At 74.6% G+C, this 13,534-nt stretch carries 18 protein-coding genes; 14 read left to right on the forward strand and 4 right to left on the reverse strand.

Annotated elements, in window-relative coordinates:
• Positions 1 to 300: 300 nt before the first annotated feature.
• The 7 genes from ACF1AK_RS31150 to ACF1AK_RS31180 all read left to right on the forward strand — a co-directional run bounded on the left by ACF1AK_RS31150 (position 301) and on the right by ACF1AK_RS31180 (position 4,280).
• Entirely contained in the window at positions 301 to 534 is a 234-nt protein-coding gene (locus ACF1AK_RS31150) for a helix-turn-helix domain-containing protein (RefSeq protein WP_350548483.1), read from the forward strand.
• A gap of 232 nt (positions 535 to 766) precedes the next feature.
• A complete protein-coding gene (locus tag ACF1AK_RS31155) occupies positions 767 to 1,573 on the forward strand; it encodes an enoyl-CoA hydratase/isomerase family protein (protein WP_391502203.1) in 807 nt (268 codons plus the stop codon).
• Positions 1,574 to 1,736: 163 nt separating this feature from the next.
• Entirely contained in the window at positions 1,737 to 2,255 is a 519-nt protein-coding gene (locus tag ACF1AK_RS31160) for an Asp23/Gls24 family envelope stress response protein (protein WP_391502204.1), read from the forward strand.
• A gap of 36 nt (positions 2,256 to 2,291) precedes the next feature.
• Entirely contained in the window at positions 2,292 to 2,483 is a 192-nt protein-coding gene (locus ACF1AK_RS31165) for a hypothetical protein (RefSeq protein ID WP_380287688.1), read from the forward strand.
• On the forward strand, positions 2,483 to 2,842 hold the full coding sequence (locus ACF1AK_RS31170) for a hypothetical protein (protein ID WP_391502205.1): 360 nt from the start codon (positions 2,483 to 2,485) through the stop codon (positions 2,840 to 2,842). The genes ACF1AK_RS31165 and ACF1AK_RS31170 overlap by 1 nt, the downstream gene beginning before the upstream one ends.
• Positions 2,839 to 3,642, forward strand: a complete 804-nt coding sequence (locus tag ACF1AK_RS31175; RefSeq protein ID WP_391502206.1) for a DUF6286 domain-containing protein — start codon at positions 2,839 to 2,841, stop codon at positions 3,640 to 3,642. Before ACF1AK_RS31170 ends, ACF1AK_RS31175 begins: the two co-directional genes overlap by 4 nt.
• The gene (locus ACF1AK_RS31180) at positions 3,639 to 4,280 is read left to right on the forward strand and encodes an alkaline shock response membrane anchor protein AmaP (protein WP_391502207.1); all 642 of its coding nucleotides are present in this window, start codon (positions 3,639 to 3,641) and stop codon (positions 4,278 to 4,280) included. The genes ACF1AK_RS31175 and ACF1AK_RS31180 overlap by 4 nt, the downstream gene beginning before the upstream one ends.
• Positions 4,281 to 4,296: 16 nt before the next feature.
• On the opposite strand, the gene ACF1AK_RS31185 is transcribed toward ACF1AK_RS31180, so the two are convergent.
• On the reverse strand, positions 4,297 to 5,070 hold the full coding sequence (locus ACF1AK_RS31185; protein ID WP_391502208.1) for an SDR family oxidoreductase: 774 nt from the start codon (positions 5,068 to 5,070) through the stop codon (positions 4,297 to 4,299).
• Positions 5,071 to 5,242: 172 nt separating this feature from the next.
• On the opposite strand from ACF1AK_RS31185, the gene ACF1AK_RS31190 reads away from it, so the two are divergent.
• The 3 genes from ACF1AK_RS31190 to trxA all read left to right on the forward strand — a co-directional run bounded on the left by ACF1AK_RS31190 (position 5,243) and on the right by trxA (position 6,717).
• Complete coding sequence (locus ACF1AK_RS31190) at positions 5,243 to 5,818, forward strand: hypothetical protein (RefSeq protein WP_391502209.1); 576 nt, start codon at positions 5,243 to 5,245, stop codon at positions 5,816 to 5,818.
• 113 nt (positions 5,819 to 5,931) lie between these two features.
• Entirely contained in the window at positions 5,932 to 6,381 is a 450-nt protein-coding gene (locus tag ACF1AK_RS31195) for a MerR family transcriptional regulator (protein ID WP_391502210.1), read from the forward strand.
• Between the two features lie 3 nt (positions 6,382 to 6,384).
• Positions 6,385 to 6,717, forward strand: a complete 333-nt coding sequence (trxA, locus tag ACF1AK_RS31200; protein WP_380628038.1) for a thioredoxin — start codon at positions 6,385 to 6,387, stop codon at positions 6,715 to 6,717.
• 20 nt (positions 6,718 to 6,737) lie between these two features.
• Here the strand turns inward: trxA and ACF1AK_RS31205 are convergent, their stop codons facing one another.
• Positions 6,738 to 7,535 (reverse strand): SURF1 family protein, encoded by a 798-nt coding sequence (locus tag ACF1AK_RS31205; RefSeq protein WP_391502211.1) that lies wholly within the window; start codon positions 7,533 to 7,535, stop codon positions 6,738 to 6,740.
• Positions 7,536 to 7,566: 31 nt separating this feature from the next.
• Positions 7,567 to 8,565 carry a DEDDh family exonuclease gene (locus ACF1AK_RS31210; protein ID WP_391502212.1) on the reverse strand — a complete coding sequence of 333 codons (999 nt, stop codon included), beginning with the start codon at positions 8,563 to 8,565 and terminating at the stop codon, positions 7,567 to 7,569.
• 183 nt (positions 8,566 to 8,748) lie between these two features.
• On the opposite strand from ACF1AK_RS31210, the gene ACF1AK_RS31215 reads away from it, so the two are divergent.
• The 4 genes from ACF1AK_RS31215 (at position 8,749) to moaA (ending at position 13,086) form a co-directional block, all read left to right on the forward strand.
• On the forward strand, positions 8,749 to 9,792 hold the full coding sequence (locus tag ACF1AK_RS31215) for a zinc-dependent alcohol dehydrogenase family protein (RefSeq protein ID WP_391502213.1): 1,044 nt from the start codon (positions 8,749 to 8,751) through the stop codon (positions 9,790 to 9,792).
• A 249-nt stretch (positions 9,793 to 10,041) separates the two neighbouring features.
• Positions 10,042 to 10,398, forward strand: coding sequence for a DUF485 domain-containing protein (locus tag ACF1AK_RS31220; RefSeq protein ID WP_391502214.1), 357 nt, complete (start codon positions 10,042 to 10,044; stop codon positions 10,396 to 10,398).
• Entirely contained in the window at positions 10,395 to 12,005 is a 1,611-nt protein-coding gene (locus ACF1AK_RS31225; protein ID WP_391502215.1) for a cation acetate symporter, read from the forward strand. Before ACF1AK_RS31220 ends, ACF1AK_RS31225 begins: the two co-directional genes overlap by 4 nt.
• A gap of 91 nt (positions 12,006 to 12,096) precedes the next feature.
• Positions 12,097 to 13,086: a GTP 3',8-cyclase MoaA gene (gene moaA / locus ACF1AK_RS31230; RefSeq protein WP_391502216.1), complete on the forward strand. Its 990-nt coding sequence runs from the start codon at positions 12,097 to 12,099 to the stop codon at positions 13,084 to 13,086.
• 3 nt (positions 13,087 to 13,089) lie between these two features.
• Here the strand turns inward: moaA and ACF1AK_RS31235 are convergent, their stop codons facing one another.
• Positions 13,090 to 13,323, reverse strand: coding sequence for a hypothetical protein (locus ACF1AK_RS31235; RefSeq protein WP_391502217.1), 234 nt, complete (start codon positions 13,321 to 13,323; stop codon positions 13,090 to 13,092).
• Between the last annotated feature and the right edge of the window lie 211 nt (positions 13,324 to 13,534).

A 13,534-nucleotide genomic window follows, 5' to 3' on the forward strand; every position in this document is an offset into this window, starting at 1 on the left:
TGGGCCAGAAAAACTAGTCCTTTCGGCGTGTCCGGGAATGAAGCGGTCCTGCATTCCGTTTGAGGAGCTTTCGTCGGCCCGCCACTCGATCGTGGTCGGGCGCATGCTGCTGATCAGCCCTTTCGCATCGAACGGCGGAATGTCCCCGGGGGCGTGCACTCAGCGTGAGCGCCCTTGTGCGCTCGGATCACCACCGCAGGACCGCCCGTTGCGGACATGGACCTTGTCGAATGGGTGGCCAGGACGCGGTGGATGGGTGATCATGGGAATCTGACCGAGCAACGCTACGAGGAGGCACGGGTGGCCGAGACTCTGAAAAAGGGCAGCCGGGTGACCGGTGCCGCGCGTGAGAAGCTCGCGGCCGATCTCAAGAGGAAGTACGACTCCGGGGCGAGCATTCGCGCCCTCGCGGAGGAGACCGGTCGCTCGTACGGCTTCGTGCACCGCATGCTGAGCGAGTCCGGGGTGATTCTCCGGGGCCGCGGCGGTGCCACGCGGGGCAAGAACAAAGCTCCTGCTGGAGCTGGTTCCTGACGCTCCGTCAATCGACTGGACGGATGACTCGGCGGCAGGGCGTCGACCGGGGGGACGGCCGTTGGGCGTCCGCCCCCGGCCGGAGCGGACCGGCCGCCGATCGTCATGCCGGGGCCGTCCGCGGGCCCGGCCGTCCGGCGCCCCGGGGCGCCCGCGGGCTGCCCCCTGCCGTCGCGCCGCCAGTTTTGTTACTCTCCGGTAGCCAAGCACCCTCGCCACCGGAGGTCCCCGCATGACCGCTCCCGTCACCGATCCGCAGACCCCGCACCGGGAGCAGGACGGCGTCCGCCTGGAGATCGACGGCGAACTCGCCGTCGTCACCCTCTGTCAGCCCAAGCGGCGCAACGCCCAGTCGCCCGCGCTGTGGCGCGCCCTCGCCGCGATCGGCCGCGAGCTGCCCGGGACCGTCCGGGTGGTGCTGCTCCGCGCCGAGGGCATCTCCTTCTCGGCCGGCCTGGACCGCGCGATGTTCACCCCGGAGGGCATCCCCGGCGAGCCCGGCTTCCTGCAGCTGGCCGCCTCCGGCGACCAGGAGCTCGACGGGACCATCGCCGGCTACCAGGAGGCCTTCACCTGGTGGCGCCGCCCCGACCTGGTGACCGTCGCCGCCGTCCAGGGCCACGCCGTCGGCGCCGGCTTCCAGCTGGCCCTCGGCTGCGACCTGCGGGTGGTCGCCGAGGACGTCCAGTTCTCCATGAAGGAGACCTCGCTCGGCCTGGTCCCCGACCTCGCCGGGACCAAGCCGCTGACCGAGCTCGTCGGCTACGCCCGGGCGCTGGAGATCTGCGCCACCGGCCGCTGGATCGGCGCGGCCGAGGCCACCGCGATCGGCCTGGCCAACCTCGCCGTCCCGGCCGCCGAGCTGGACGCCGCCGCCCGCGACCTCGCCGCCGCCCTGCTCGCCGCCCCGCGCAACGCGGTCATCGAGACCAAGGCCCTGCTCCAGGGCGCCGCCGGCCGCTCCTACGACGAGCAGCGTTCGGCCGAACGGGCGGCGCAGGCCCGCCGGCTGCGCGACCTCGCCGGCCTCGGCGACTGACCGGAGGCCACCGCACCGGAGGCCCGGCCCCGTGGGACGCACCCACGGCGCCGGGCCTCCGGCGTTCGGGCCTTCCGGCTGCTCCGGGGGCGGGATTCGTGGCGAAATGCCAGAGTTGGACCGATTTGCGATATAGCTGGAGCCGCACGACGGGAGATGAGCCATGTCTGACACTCCGACGCCCGCCACCCTGCACAAGAACGCCCCGCACGGTGGCGCCCCGCACACCGCCGTCCCATCGGCGGCTCCGGACGCCGCCAGGACGGTCGGCGAGCGCGGCCGCACCGCGCTGGCCGTCGGCGTGGTCGAGAAGATCGCCGGAATGGCCGCGCGCGAGATCAGCGGCATCCACGCCCTCGGCTCCGGCCTCGCCCGCACCTTCGGGGCGATGCGCGACCGGGTGCCCGGCGGGCGCGGCAGCGTCGGGCGCGGCATCAAGGCGGAGGTGGGGGAGAAGCAGACCGCCATCGACATCGCGCTGGTCGTCGAGTACGGCGTCGTCATTCCCGAACTCGCCCGCCAGGTGCGGGAGAACATCATCGACGCGGTCGAGCGGATGACGGGACTGGAAGTCGTCGAGGTCAACATCGCCGTCAACGACGTCCACCTGCCCGACGAGCCCGACGTCGTCGAGGAGGAGGAAGAAGAACCCTCCTCCGGGCAACGGCCCAAGCTGAAGTAGTCCGTAGCGGTACCGGCGGAAGACGAGGTGGAACGGATGAACCTGGCCATCGTCGGCCTGGTGGTGGGAATGGCCCTCGGCTTCGCCGGATACTTCGGCGGCTTCGCGGCGTTCCTGCTGGTGGCGGTGCTCGGTGCGGCCGGATTCGTGGTCGGCCGCCTGCTGGAGGGCGACATCGAACCCGGCGAGCTCGGCGAACTGCTGCGCGGCCGCGACCGGCGCCGCTGATGGCGGGCCTCGTCCCGGTCACCGCCCGCCGGGAACCCGGCGCCCGCGGCCGGCTGCGGCTCGCCGACCGCGTCTACGCCCGGATCGCCGCCCGCGCCGCCCGCGAGGCGCTCGCCGACGCCTGGCACGGCCGCAGCGCGCGCGGCGGCCCGCCGAAGGTCTCGGTCACCGGACCCGCGAGCCCCGGCGCCCCGGTCACCGTCCGGGTCTCCGTCGACCTCCCCTTCCCGGCCGACCTCGCCGCACTCGCCCGCGCCGTCCGCGACCGCGTCACCACCGACACCCGCATGCTGACCGGCAGCCGGGTGTCCGAGGTCGTCGTGATGGTCGAGCACCTGGTCCCGGAGACCGCCCGGTGAGCGCCGGGGTGCACGGCTCCGGCCCCGTGGCGGCCGAGGGGGCGGGGGCGGCGCAGACGGGGAAGGTGCGCCGGCCGCGGGCCCCGCGCACGGTGGCCGCCGCCGTGGTGGCCACCGTGCTGCTGGTGGTGGCCGGGGCGCTGCTGTACGACGTGATCGCCGTGCGGACCGGGCACCGGGCCCGGCCGTGGCGGGCGGAGCTGGCCGACGAACTGGCCACCCGGCACCTGGACGACCCGGCCGTGCTGGTCGGCGCCGGTGCGGGCGTGCTGCTCGGCGCCCTGCTGCTCGGGCTGGCCCTCGCGCCCGGACTGCGCCGCTGGCTGCCGCTGCGCCCGCACGGGGCCACCGCCGCGGCCGTCGACCGCGCCGGGGTGGCCGCCCTGCTGGCCGACCGGGCCGCCGTGCTGCCGGGCGTCGAGCACCTGCGGGTGCGGGTCGGCCGGCGCCGGGTGCGGATCGCGCTGACCGGCCCGGCCGACCCGGCCTCGGTGCAGCGCCGGCTGCGCGAGGAGCTGGCGGCCGTCACCCTGGCCCGGCCGCCGCGCCTGGACGTGCGGACGGCGGGCCGGCGCGGACGCGCGAGGCCGCAGGGGGAACCCGGGCCGGATGCGGATACCGGGCGTGAGCCCGGGCGGCCCGGTGCGACCGGACCGGCCGAGGACGCCGGGCGTGAGCCCGGGCCGGATGCGGATACCGGGCATGGACCCGGGCCGGCCGAGGACGCCGGGCGGGGCGGGGAGTCCGCGGACGGGCCCGGGAAGGACACCAGGGCCGCGCCGGGCGGGGGCGCCGAATGAGCCGCGGCACGGTCAACCGGCTGCTGCTGGGGGTGGTCGGGCTGGCGCTGCTGGCGGCCGGGGTGCTGGTGCTGGCCGGCGGGCTCGACCTGTACGGGCGTCTCGGCGTCGACCCGCCCTCCTGGTGGCCGCTCACCTCGCCCGACCAGCCGGTGGTGAGCGCCGACTCCCGCACCCGCTGGACGGGTGAGTCCTGGTGGTGGCCGGTGGTGATCGCCGGGCCGGCCGTGGTGGTCGCCGCCACCGCCTGGTGGCTGCTGGCCCAGCTGCGCCGCAGCGGTCCGACGAGCGTGGTGCTGCCCACCCCCGGTGCGCCGGGGCTGCGGCTGCGGCTGCGGACCCGGGCGCTGGAGGAGGCGGTGGAGAGCGGGGCGGTGGAGCTGCCGGAGGTCGAGCGGGTGGGCGTCCGGCTGGTGCGCGGGACGCGGCACCTGCGGCTGCGGGCGGCCGTGCGGATGACCCCGGGCGGTGATCCGGGCGCGCTCGCCGAGCACTTCGAGTCCGGCCCGCGCGCCGGGGCGCTGTCCAGCCTGGGCCTGCCGGATCTGCCCGCCGACCTGCGGATCCGGGTGGTCGCGGCCCGGCCCGGGGTGACCGGGCGGCGCCGGCGCCGCGGCCGGCAGCCGCGGGTGGTCTGACGCCGCCCGGTGGTGCTCAGAGCCCGCGCAGCGCGCCGCCGTCGACGGGGACCATGACCCCGGTGAGGTAGGAGGCGGCGGGGGAGAGCAGGAAGGCGGCGACCTTGCCGAACTCCTCGGGGGTGCCGTAGCGGCCGAGCGGGATGTCGGCACTGTGGCGGGCGCGGGTGGCCTCGGCGTCGCCGCCGAGGGCGTCGAGTTCGCGCACCCGGTCGGTGTCGATCCGGGCCGGCAGCAGGCCGACCACCCGGATGCCCCGCGGGCCGAGCTCGTCGGCGAGCGACTTGGCGGCCATCGCGAGGCCGGGGCGCAGCCCGTTGGAGATGCCGAGGCCGGCGATGGGCTGGCGGACCGAGCCGGAGAGCACGAAGCCGATCACCCCGCCCTCGCCGAGCGCCGCGGCGGCGGTGCGGGCGATCCGCAGGGCGCCGAGGAAGACCGACTCGAAGGCGCCCCGCCAGGCCTCCTCGGGGGCGGTGGCGACCGGGCCGGCCTGCGGTCCGCCGACGCTGATCAGCACGCCGTCCAGCCGGCCGAAGCGCTCCACGGCCGCCGTGACCAGCCGCTCGGCGGTCGCCGGGTCGGCGTTGTCGGCCACCAGCCCGTGCACCGCCCGCGGCCCCTCGCCGAGGGCGGCGAGGTCGGCGACGGCCGCGTCCACCGCCTCCGGGCTCCGGCCGGTGACCAGCACCCGGGCGCCGTCGGCGGCGAGCTCCCGGGCCGTGGCCAGGCCCAGCCCGCGGGTCGCGCCGGTGACCACGTACACCTTGTTCTGCAGTCCGAGATCCATGGGGCCATCCTGCCGGGTCGCCCCGGTCGGCGGACGGCGGGGCACGGCCGGCGGCCACCGATGGTGGGTGGCCGAATCATTGCGGTGACTGGCCGGAAGTTGACGCCGGTACGAAAGTTAGGGAAACCTACCCTTGCTTTCGCGTCCTCCTCCCCTCGACCACGGAGCCGTCATGCCCCCGTACCACCCGACCGCCCCGGCCCCGGGGGGAGCCGCGGACGCGCCGGACGACGCCCGGCGCAGAGGGCGCGTCGCCGCCGCGGCCGCCGCCGTCTGCCTGCTGTGGGCGGCCAGCGCCTGGACCGCCGGGCACCTGCACACCGACCCCGCGTTGCACACCGTCGCGCTCTTCGGCCACCTGGCCGCGCTGGTGGCCGGCTTCGGCGCGGTGCTGGCGATCGACTACTACGGGCTGCTCTGGCTGCTCGGCCGCCGTTCGCTGCGCGAGGTGGTGCACTTCACCTCCCCGCTGCACGTGCCGGTCTGGGGCGGACTGCTCGGGCTGACGCTCACCGGTGTGCTCCTGGAGCCGCACCTGGACGCCGGGCTGACGCAGCTCAAGCTGGTCCTGGTGCTGGTGATCGCGCTGAACGGCGTGTACGCCGGCACGCTGCACCGCCGGCTGGCGGCGTACGGGGAGCGCCGCCCGCCGGCCCCGCTGCTGGCCCGGGGCGCCGCCTCCGCGCTGGTCTCGCAGGCCGGCTGGTGGGGCGCGGTGCTGATCGGCTTCTACAACACCCAGCACTGAACCGGCATCCGGCACCGGCCGGTCCGCTCCGGCGCTGGCGTTGACGCCCGCGTCAAGGTCTACCGTCGTTCCCGGCGGCGTTCGAACAGCGGCCGGAAGGGCAGGGTCCGGACATGCGGATCGGTGAACTGGCGAAGCGGGCGGGGACGACCACCCGGGCACTGCGGTACTACGAGCAGCTCGGGCTGCTCCCGGCCCGGCGGGCCGGCAACGGCTACCGCGCGTACGGCGAGGAGGACCTGCGGCTGCTGCGGCAGATCCGCACCCTGAAGGACTCCGGCTTCGGCCTGGAGGAGACCAGGCCGTTCGTCGAGTGCCTGCAGGCCGGGCACCCGCACGGCGACTCCTGCCCGGCCTCGCTGGAGGTCTACCGGAAGAAGCTGTCCGAGCTGGACGAGTGCATCGCCCGGCTGCAGGAGGTCCGCACCCGGGTGTCCGAGCAGTACGCCCGGGCCGAGCGGGAGCGCGACGCGCTCGCCGCGGGGGCCTCGGTGGAACCGCCGCAGTGCGAGTGGGCCGTACGACCGGCGGCCCCCGACCGGGACGAGTGGGAGAAGAGGTAGGCCATGGTGCAGATCACAGGGGTGGCGGCGGTGACGGACGAGACCTTCGCCGCCGAGGTGCTGGCGGCCGAGGGGCCGGTGCTGGTGGACTTCACGGCCGACTGGTGCCCGCCGTGCCGCCAGATGGTGCCGGTGCTGGCGGAGATCGCGCGGGAGGAGGCGCACCGGCTGACCGTGGTCAGCCTGGACGTCGACCACAACCCGCAGACCCAGGCGGCGTACGGCGTGCTGTCGATGCCCACGCTGATGGTGTTCCGCGGCGGCGAGCCGGTGAAGTCGGTGGTCGGCGCCCGGGCCAAGGCCCGGCTGCTGCGCGAACTGGACGACGTGCTCTGACAGGGCCCGGCGGGGACGGCTCAGGCGGGGACGGCGACCGCGACGCCCTCGGCCCCGGCGGCCTCCTTGCGGCGGTCCCTGGCCTCGCGGCGCGCCATCACCACGAACCCGACCGGGATCATCGCGGTGAACAGCCACCACTGGATCGCGTACGCCATGTGCGGCCCGATGTCGGAGTGGTTGGGCTCGGGCAGCAGCTCGGGCTGCTCGGCCGGGGCCGGATCGGTGGCGGTGAGCTCCAGGTAGCCGCCGAGCAGGGCGGCGCCGCTCTCCTTGGCCTGCTGGCCGGTGCTGATCAGGTTGAACTGCCGGTCCGGCAGCCCGGCCCGGTCCTTCAGGCTGCCGGAGGCGGTCTCGTCGGCGCGCAGCCGGCCGGTCAGGGTGACCTGGCCGGCCGGTGCGGCCGGGACGGCCGGGTAGTCGGTGGCGGAGGTGCCGGAGGGCACCCAGCCGCGGTTGACCAGGACGGTGCCCCGGCCGTCGGCCAGCACCAGCGGGGTGACCACGAAGTAGCCGATCTTGTCCCCGCTGGAGTCGGTCCGCTTGCGGACCACGAACTCGTGCGCCGGGTCGTACGTCCCGGTGGCCGTCACGGACCGCCAGGTGAGGTCCTTGGGCACGGCGAAGCCGGGCGCCGCCGACAGGGTGTCGTAGGGCACCGGCCCGGCGGTGAGGGACTGGGCGATCAGCTCGTTGCGGTCGACCCGTGCCTCGTGGCGGTGCAGCTGCCAGAACCCCAGCCGGATGGTCGTGGGGATCAGCAGCAGGGCGATCAACAGGGCGATCAGCCAGCGCCGGGAGAGCAGAAAACGGTACACACGGGCACGGTACGCCCTGCTCACACCCGGCTCACGCACCGGGGTGCGGGGCGACCTCGCGCAGCAGCTGGAGGAAGGCGTCCTCGCCGACCACCGGGGTGCCGACCTCGCGGGCCTTGCGGGCCTTGCCGCTCCAGCTGTCCGGCTCGTTGGTGACCAACAGGCTGGTGAGCCGGCTCACCGAGGTGGCGATGTGCAGGCCGGCCTCGACGGCGCGGTCCTCCAGCAGCTCGCGGTCGGTGGCGGTGTCGCCGGTGAACGCCACCCGCATGCCCTGGACGAGCGGCTTGCCGTCCTCCCAGCGCCCGGGGTTCGGGTACGGGCACGGCGGGCGCTTCCTGGCCTGCCGGTAGGCGGCGCCGGTCCAGGAGGCCCGGGCGGGGGAGGCGGGCGCGTCCTCGCCGAGGTCGGTGACGGCCACGCAGGACTGCAGCGGCAGCGGGACGCCCCCCGAGCGGGCCAGCGCCAGGCTGGGGCGGAACGCCTCGGCGAGCACCCGGGCGTCGTCCAGCGCGTTGTGCGCCCGCAGCTGGTGGACGCCGAAGTACGCGGCCAGCGAGGACAGCTTGCCGTTGGGCAGCGGCAGCCGCAGGTCGCGGGCCAGCACCATGGTGCACAGCCGCTGCTCGACCGGGGCGCGCAGGCCGGCCCGGGAGAACTCGCGGGAGATCATGTTCCAGTCGAAGAGCGCGTTGTGGGCGACCATCACCCGGCCGCGCAGCCGCTCGGCGAACTCCTCGGCGATCTGCGGGAAGGTGGGCGCGCCGGCCAGCTGGTCGTCGGTGAGGCCGTGGATCCAGACCGGGCCGGGATCGCGCTCCGGGTTGACCAGGGTGTACCAGTGGTCGGTGACGTCGCCGTCCTCGTCCAGCTGGTAGACGCCCGCCGAGATGACGCGGTCCGTGCGGCCGAGGCCGGTGGTCTCGACGTCGACCACCGCGAAGCCGCCGGCGGGTGCGGCGGAGCGCTGGGCCGGGACCGCGGCGGTCCGCGGTGCTGCGCCGGGGGTCTCGGGCTGGATCGCGTACATGGCCCAACAGAATAAGGCCCGCCGCCGACCGCGGACGGTCCTCCGCCGGCGCCGGGGGTCCTGCGCAGGGTCGGCCGGCAGGGCCCGGAATAGAGTGGACGGTGCAGTCGTCGTACATCCGGTCGATTGTTTCCCGGTCGCCCGCGGCACCCCGGCGGGCACCTCTGCGAAGGACGAACCCCGATGCGCGCCACGGTCATCCACGGTCCCCACGACATCCGGATCGAGGAGGTGCCGGACGCGGCGGTCCGGCAACCGACCGACGCGGTGGTGCGGGTGGTGAACGCCTGCATCTGCGGCAGCGACCTGTGGGCCTACCGGGGCGTCGCCTCGCGGGTGGCCGGGCAGCGGATCGGGCACGAGTTCCTCGGCGTGGTGGAGGAGACCGGCGCCGAGGTGCGCGACGTGCGCCGGGGCGACCTGGTGGTGGCGCCGTTCGTCTGGTCGGACGGCACGTGTGACTTCTGTCGCGAGGGCCTGCAGACCTCGTGCCCGCACGGCGGCTTCTGGGGCCAGGTCGGCTCGGACGGCGGGCAGGGCGAGGCGGTGCGCGTCCCGTTCGCGGACGGCACCCTGGTCAAGCTGCCCAAGGAGGCGCAGGGCGACGAGAAGCTGCTGCCGGGGCTGCTGGCGCTGTCCGACGTGATGGCGACCGGGCACCACGCGGCCGTCTCGGCGCGGGTGCGGCCGGGCGCCACGGTGGCGGTGGTCGGCGACGGCGCGGTGGGCCTGTGCGGGGTGCTGGCCGCGTCCCGGCTGGGCGCCGGGCGGATCATCGCGCTGGGGCGGCACACCGCCCGTACCGACCTGGCCCGCCGGTTCGGCGCGACCGACGTGGTGGCCGAGCGCGGCGAGGCGGCGATCGAGGCCGTCCGGGAGCTGACCGGCGGGCGGGGCGCGCACTCCGTGCTGGAGGCGGTCGGTACCGAGGAGTCGATGCGCACCGCGGTCTCGATCGCCCGGGACGGCGGCGCGGTCGGCTACGTGGGCGTGCCGCACGGCGGCAGCGCGGGCGTCGACATCGGGCAGATGTTCGGCCGGAACGTCTCGCTGGGCGGCGGCGTCGCGCCGGCCCGCGCCTACATCCCCGAGCTGCTGCCGGACGTCCTGTCCGGTGCGATCGAGCCGGGCCTGGTCTTCGACCGCACGGTGGACCTCGACGGCGTCCCGGACGGCTACCGGGCGATGGACGACCGTTCGGCCCTGAAGGTGCGGATCGCTTTCTGACGCGTCGCCGTTGACGGGTGACCAGGGGTGGTCCGGTGCGCCGGGCCACCCCTCAGTTGTGCCCGGACGGGTGGTGTTCGGTCACTGGACGGCGTCGAAGGAGTGAATGTTTGGCAGAGCACGGTCAAACTCTTTCGAGTGAACTCCGGCGCTCCTAGCATGGCGCGGCGCCCATCGGGCTTGTGACTTCGCTCACGTTCGATCGTTTCCACTGGTGCGACCGCTACGCCGAAGGAGTGAGGAGTCAGAGTGGAATCGCCGCCGATCACCACCACCCCCAGTGAAACCCAACTCATCGAGGAGAGCGCGGAGTTCCGCACCCTCCGGCGCTCGTTCCGGAACTTCGCGTTCCCGGTCACCATCGGTTTCGTGCTCTGGTACCTGCTCTACGTGCTGCTCTCCGGCTACGCCCCCGCCCTGATGGGCACCCGGGTGGTCGGGCACATCAACGTCGCCCTCGCGCTCGGGCTGATGCAGTTCGTCACCACCTTCGCCATCGCCGCCTGGTACGCGCACTACGCCGACCGGAGGATCGACCCCGGCGCGTCCGCGATCCGCGAGGCGCGCGGTGCGGTCGTCCACGCCCCCCGGGAGGCCGCCGAATGAACCTGCTCGCCAGCTCCGCCACCGACCACCGCGGCCTCACGATGGCCCTGTTCGGGCTCTTCGTGCTCGCCACCCTCGGCATCACCGTCTGGGCCGGCCGGCAGACCAAGGACGCCGCCGACTTCTACGCCGGCGGCCGCGCCTTCTCCGGCTTCCAGAACGGCCTCGCCATCTCCGGCGACTACATGTCCGCCGCGTCCTTCCTCGGCATCGCCGGCGCCATCGCGCTGTTCGGCTACGACGGCTTCCTCTACTCCATCGGCTTCCTGGTCGCCTGGCTGGTCGCGCTGCTGCTGGTCGCCGAACCGCTGCGCAACTCCGGCCGCTACACGATGGCCGACGTGCTGGCCTTCCGGATGCGCCAGCGCCCGGTGCGCACCGCCGCCGGCATCTCCACCATCGTGGTGTCGATCTTCTACCTGCTCGCCCAGATGGTCGGCGCCGGCAGCCTGGTCGCCCTGCTCCTCGGGGTCAGCGGCGACGCCGCCAAGCGGTGGACCATCGTCGCGGTCGGCGCGCTGATGGTCCTCTACGTCGCCCTGGGCGGCATGAAGGGCACCACGTGGGTGCAGATCGTCAAAGCGGTGCTGCTGATCGCCGGCACCGCGCTGATGACCGTCCTGGTGCTGGCCAAGTATCACTTCGACCTCTCCGCCCTGCTCGGCGCCGCCGCCGACGCCAGCGGCAAGGCCGACGCCTTCCTCGAACCGGGGCTGAAGTACGGCGTCACCGAGACCAGCAAGCTCGACTTCCTCAGCCTCGGCCTCGCCCTGGTGCTCGGCACCGCCGGGCTGCCGCACATCCTGGTCCGCTTCTACACCGTGCCCACCGCCAAGGCCGCCCGGAAGTCGGTGCTCTGGGCGATCGGCATCATCGGCGGCTTCTACCTGATGACCCTCGCGCTCGGCTTCGGCGCCGCCGCCCTGGTCGGGCCCAAGGCGATCAAGGCGGCCAACGCGGCCGGCAACACCGCCGCCCCGCAGCTCGCCGAGCAGCTCGGCGGCGGCCCGGGCACCACCGGCGGGGCGGTGCTGCTCGCGGTGATCTCCGCGGTCGCCTTCGCCACCATCCTCGCCGTCGTCGCCGGGCTGACCCTCGCCTCCTCGGCCTCCTTCGCCCACGACCTCTACGCCAACGTCTTCCGGCGCGGCAAGGTCTCCGAGCGCGAGGAGGTGCGCGTCGCCAAGTGGGCCGCCGCCGCCATCGGCGCGGTGGCGATCGTGCTCAGCCTGTTCGCCGACAAGCTCAACGCCGCCGCCCTGGTCGCCCTGGCCTTCGCGGTCGCCGCCTCGGCGAACCTGCCGACCCTGCTGTACTCGCTGTTCTGGAAGCGCTTCACCACCACCGGCGCGGTCAGCTCGGTCTACGCCGGACTGTTCTCCTCGGTGCTGCTGGTGCTCTTCTCCCCGGTCGTCTCGGGCGGGAAGAACGCGCTCTTCCCGCACTCCGACTTCCACTGGTTCCCGCTGGAGAACCCCGGCCTGGTCTCCATCCCGGTGGGCTTCGCGGCCGGCTGGGTCGGCACCGTGCTCTCCCGCCGCGAGGCCGACCCGGCGAAGTACGCTGAACTGGAGGTGCGCTCGCTGACCGGGCTGGGCGCCCACTGACCGGCGGGTGATGACTAAGCTGGCCCGGTCCCGCCGTGACGGCGGCCGGGCCGGCCGCCCCGGGCGGCACCTCACTCGGGAAGGGACCGCCGTGCTGCTCGACACCTTCGGCCGCCGCGCCGTCGACCTGCGGGTCTCCCTCACCGACCGGTGCAATCTGCGCTGCACCTACTGCATGCCCGAGGAGGGCCTGCAGTGGCTGACCCGGCCCGAGCTGCTCACCGACGAGGAGATCGTCCGGCTGGTGGGCCTCGCCGTGCGCGACCTCGGCGTGCGGGAGGTCCGCTTCACCGGCGGCGAGCCGCTGCTGCGCCCCGGGGTGGTCGGCATCGTCGAGGCCTGCGCGGCCCTCGACCCGCGCCCGGAGCTCTCGCTCACCACCAACGGCATCGGCCTCGCCCGGACCGCGACGGCGCTGCGGGCGGCGGGCCTGGACCGGGTGAACGTCTCGCTCGACACCCTCGACGAGGCCACCTTCCACGCCCTCACCCGGCGCCGGCGCCACCACGACGTGCTGGCCGGCCTGGCCGCCGCCGAGGCCGCCGGGCTCACCCCGGTCAAGCTCAACGCGGTGCTGATGCGCGGCGTCAACGAGCACGAGGCGCCCGGACTGCTCGCCTGGTGCCTGGAGCGCGGCTACGAGCTGCGGTTCATCGAGCAGATGCCGCTGGACGCCCAGCACGGCTGGGACCGCTCCGCGATGATCACCGCCGAGGAGATCCTGGAGCGGCTGTCCGCCCGGTTCACCCTCACCCCCGAGCCCTCCGCCGCCCGCGGCGCGGCCCCCGCCGAACGCTGGCTGGTGGACGGCGGCCCGGGGCGGGTCGGCGTGATCGCCTCGGTGACCCGCCCGTTCTGCCGCGCCTGCGACCGCACCCGGCTGACCGCCGACGGCCAGGTCCGCAACTGCCTGTTCGCCACCGGGGAGACCGATCTGCGCACCGCCCTGCGCTCGGGCGCCGACGATGCCGCACTGGCCGCGCTGTGGCGGGCCGCGATGTGGGGCAAGAAGGCCGGCGCCGGCATCGACGACCCGGACTTCCACCAGCCGCAGCGGCCGATGTCGGCCATCGGCGGCTGAGGGTCAGTCCTCCGCGGGGGTCCACTCGGCGAAGGCCGTGACCTCCTTGAGGAAGCCGCGCACCCCGAGGAACTGCGAGAGGTGCTCGCGGTGCTCGTCGCAGGCCAGCCAGGTCTTCCGGCGGTCCGGGGTGTGCAGCTTGGGGTTGTTCCACACCAGCACCCAGACCGCTTCCGCGCGGCAGCCCTTGGCGGAGCAGATCGGGGTCTGCGGCTGGGGGGCGTCGGGGAGCAGCATCGGCGGTCGTCCTCGGGCGGTCGGCGGGGCGTGGTCACCGTCAGTCTGTCACGCACCGGGGGGCCGGGAGAAAGCGCGCATGGCGACGCCGGGCAGCCACGGGGGGAGCCGCCCGGCGTCGGTCCGTCGCTCCGACGGGGGATGCGGAGCGCGTACGCAGTATGTCACGGCCCGGGGTGGGTATGGGGAGGTCTTGCATGATTAATCTGAG

Source organism: Kitasatospora sp. NPDC015120, from assembly GCF_043080305.1.
Taxonomy (GTDB): Bacteria; Actinomycetota; Actinomycetes; order Streptomycetales; family Streptomycetaceae; genus Kitasatospora.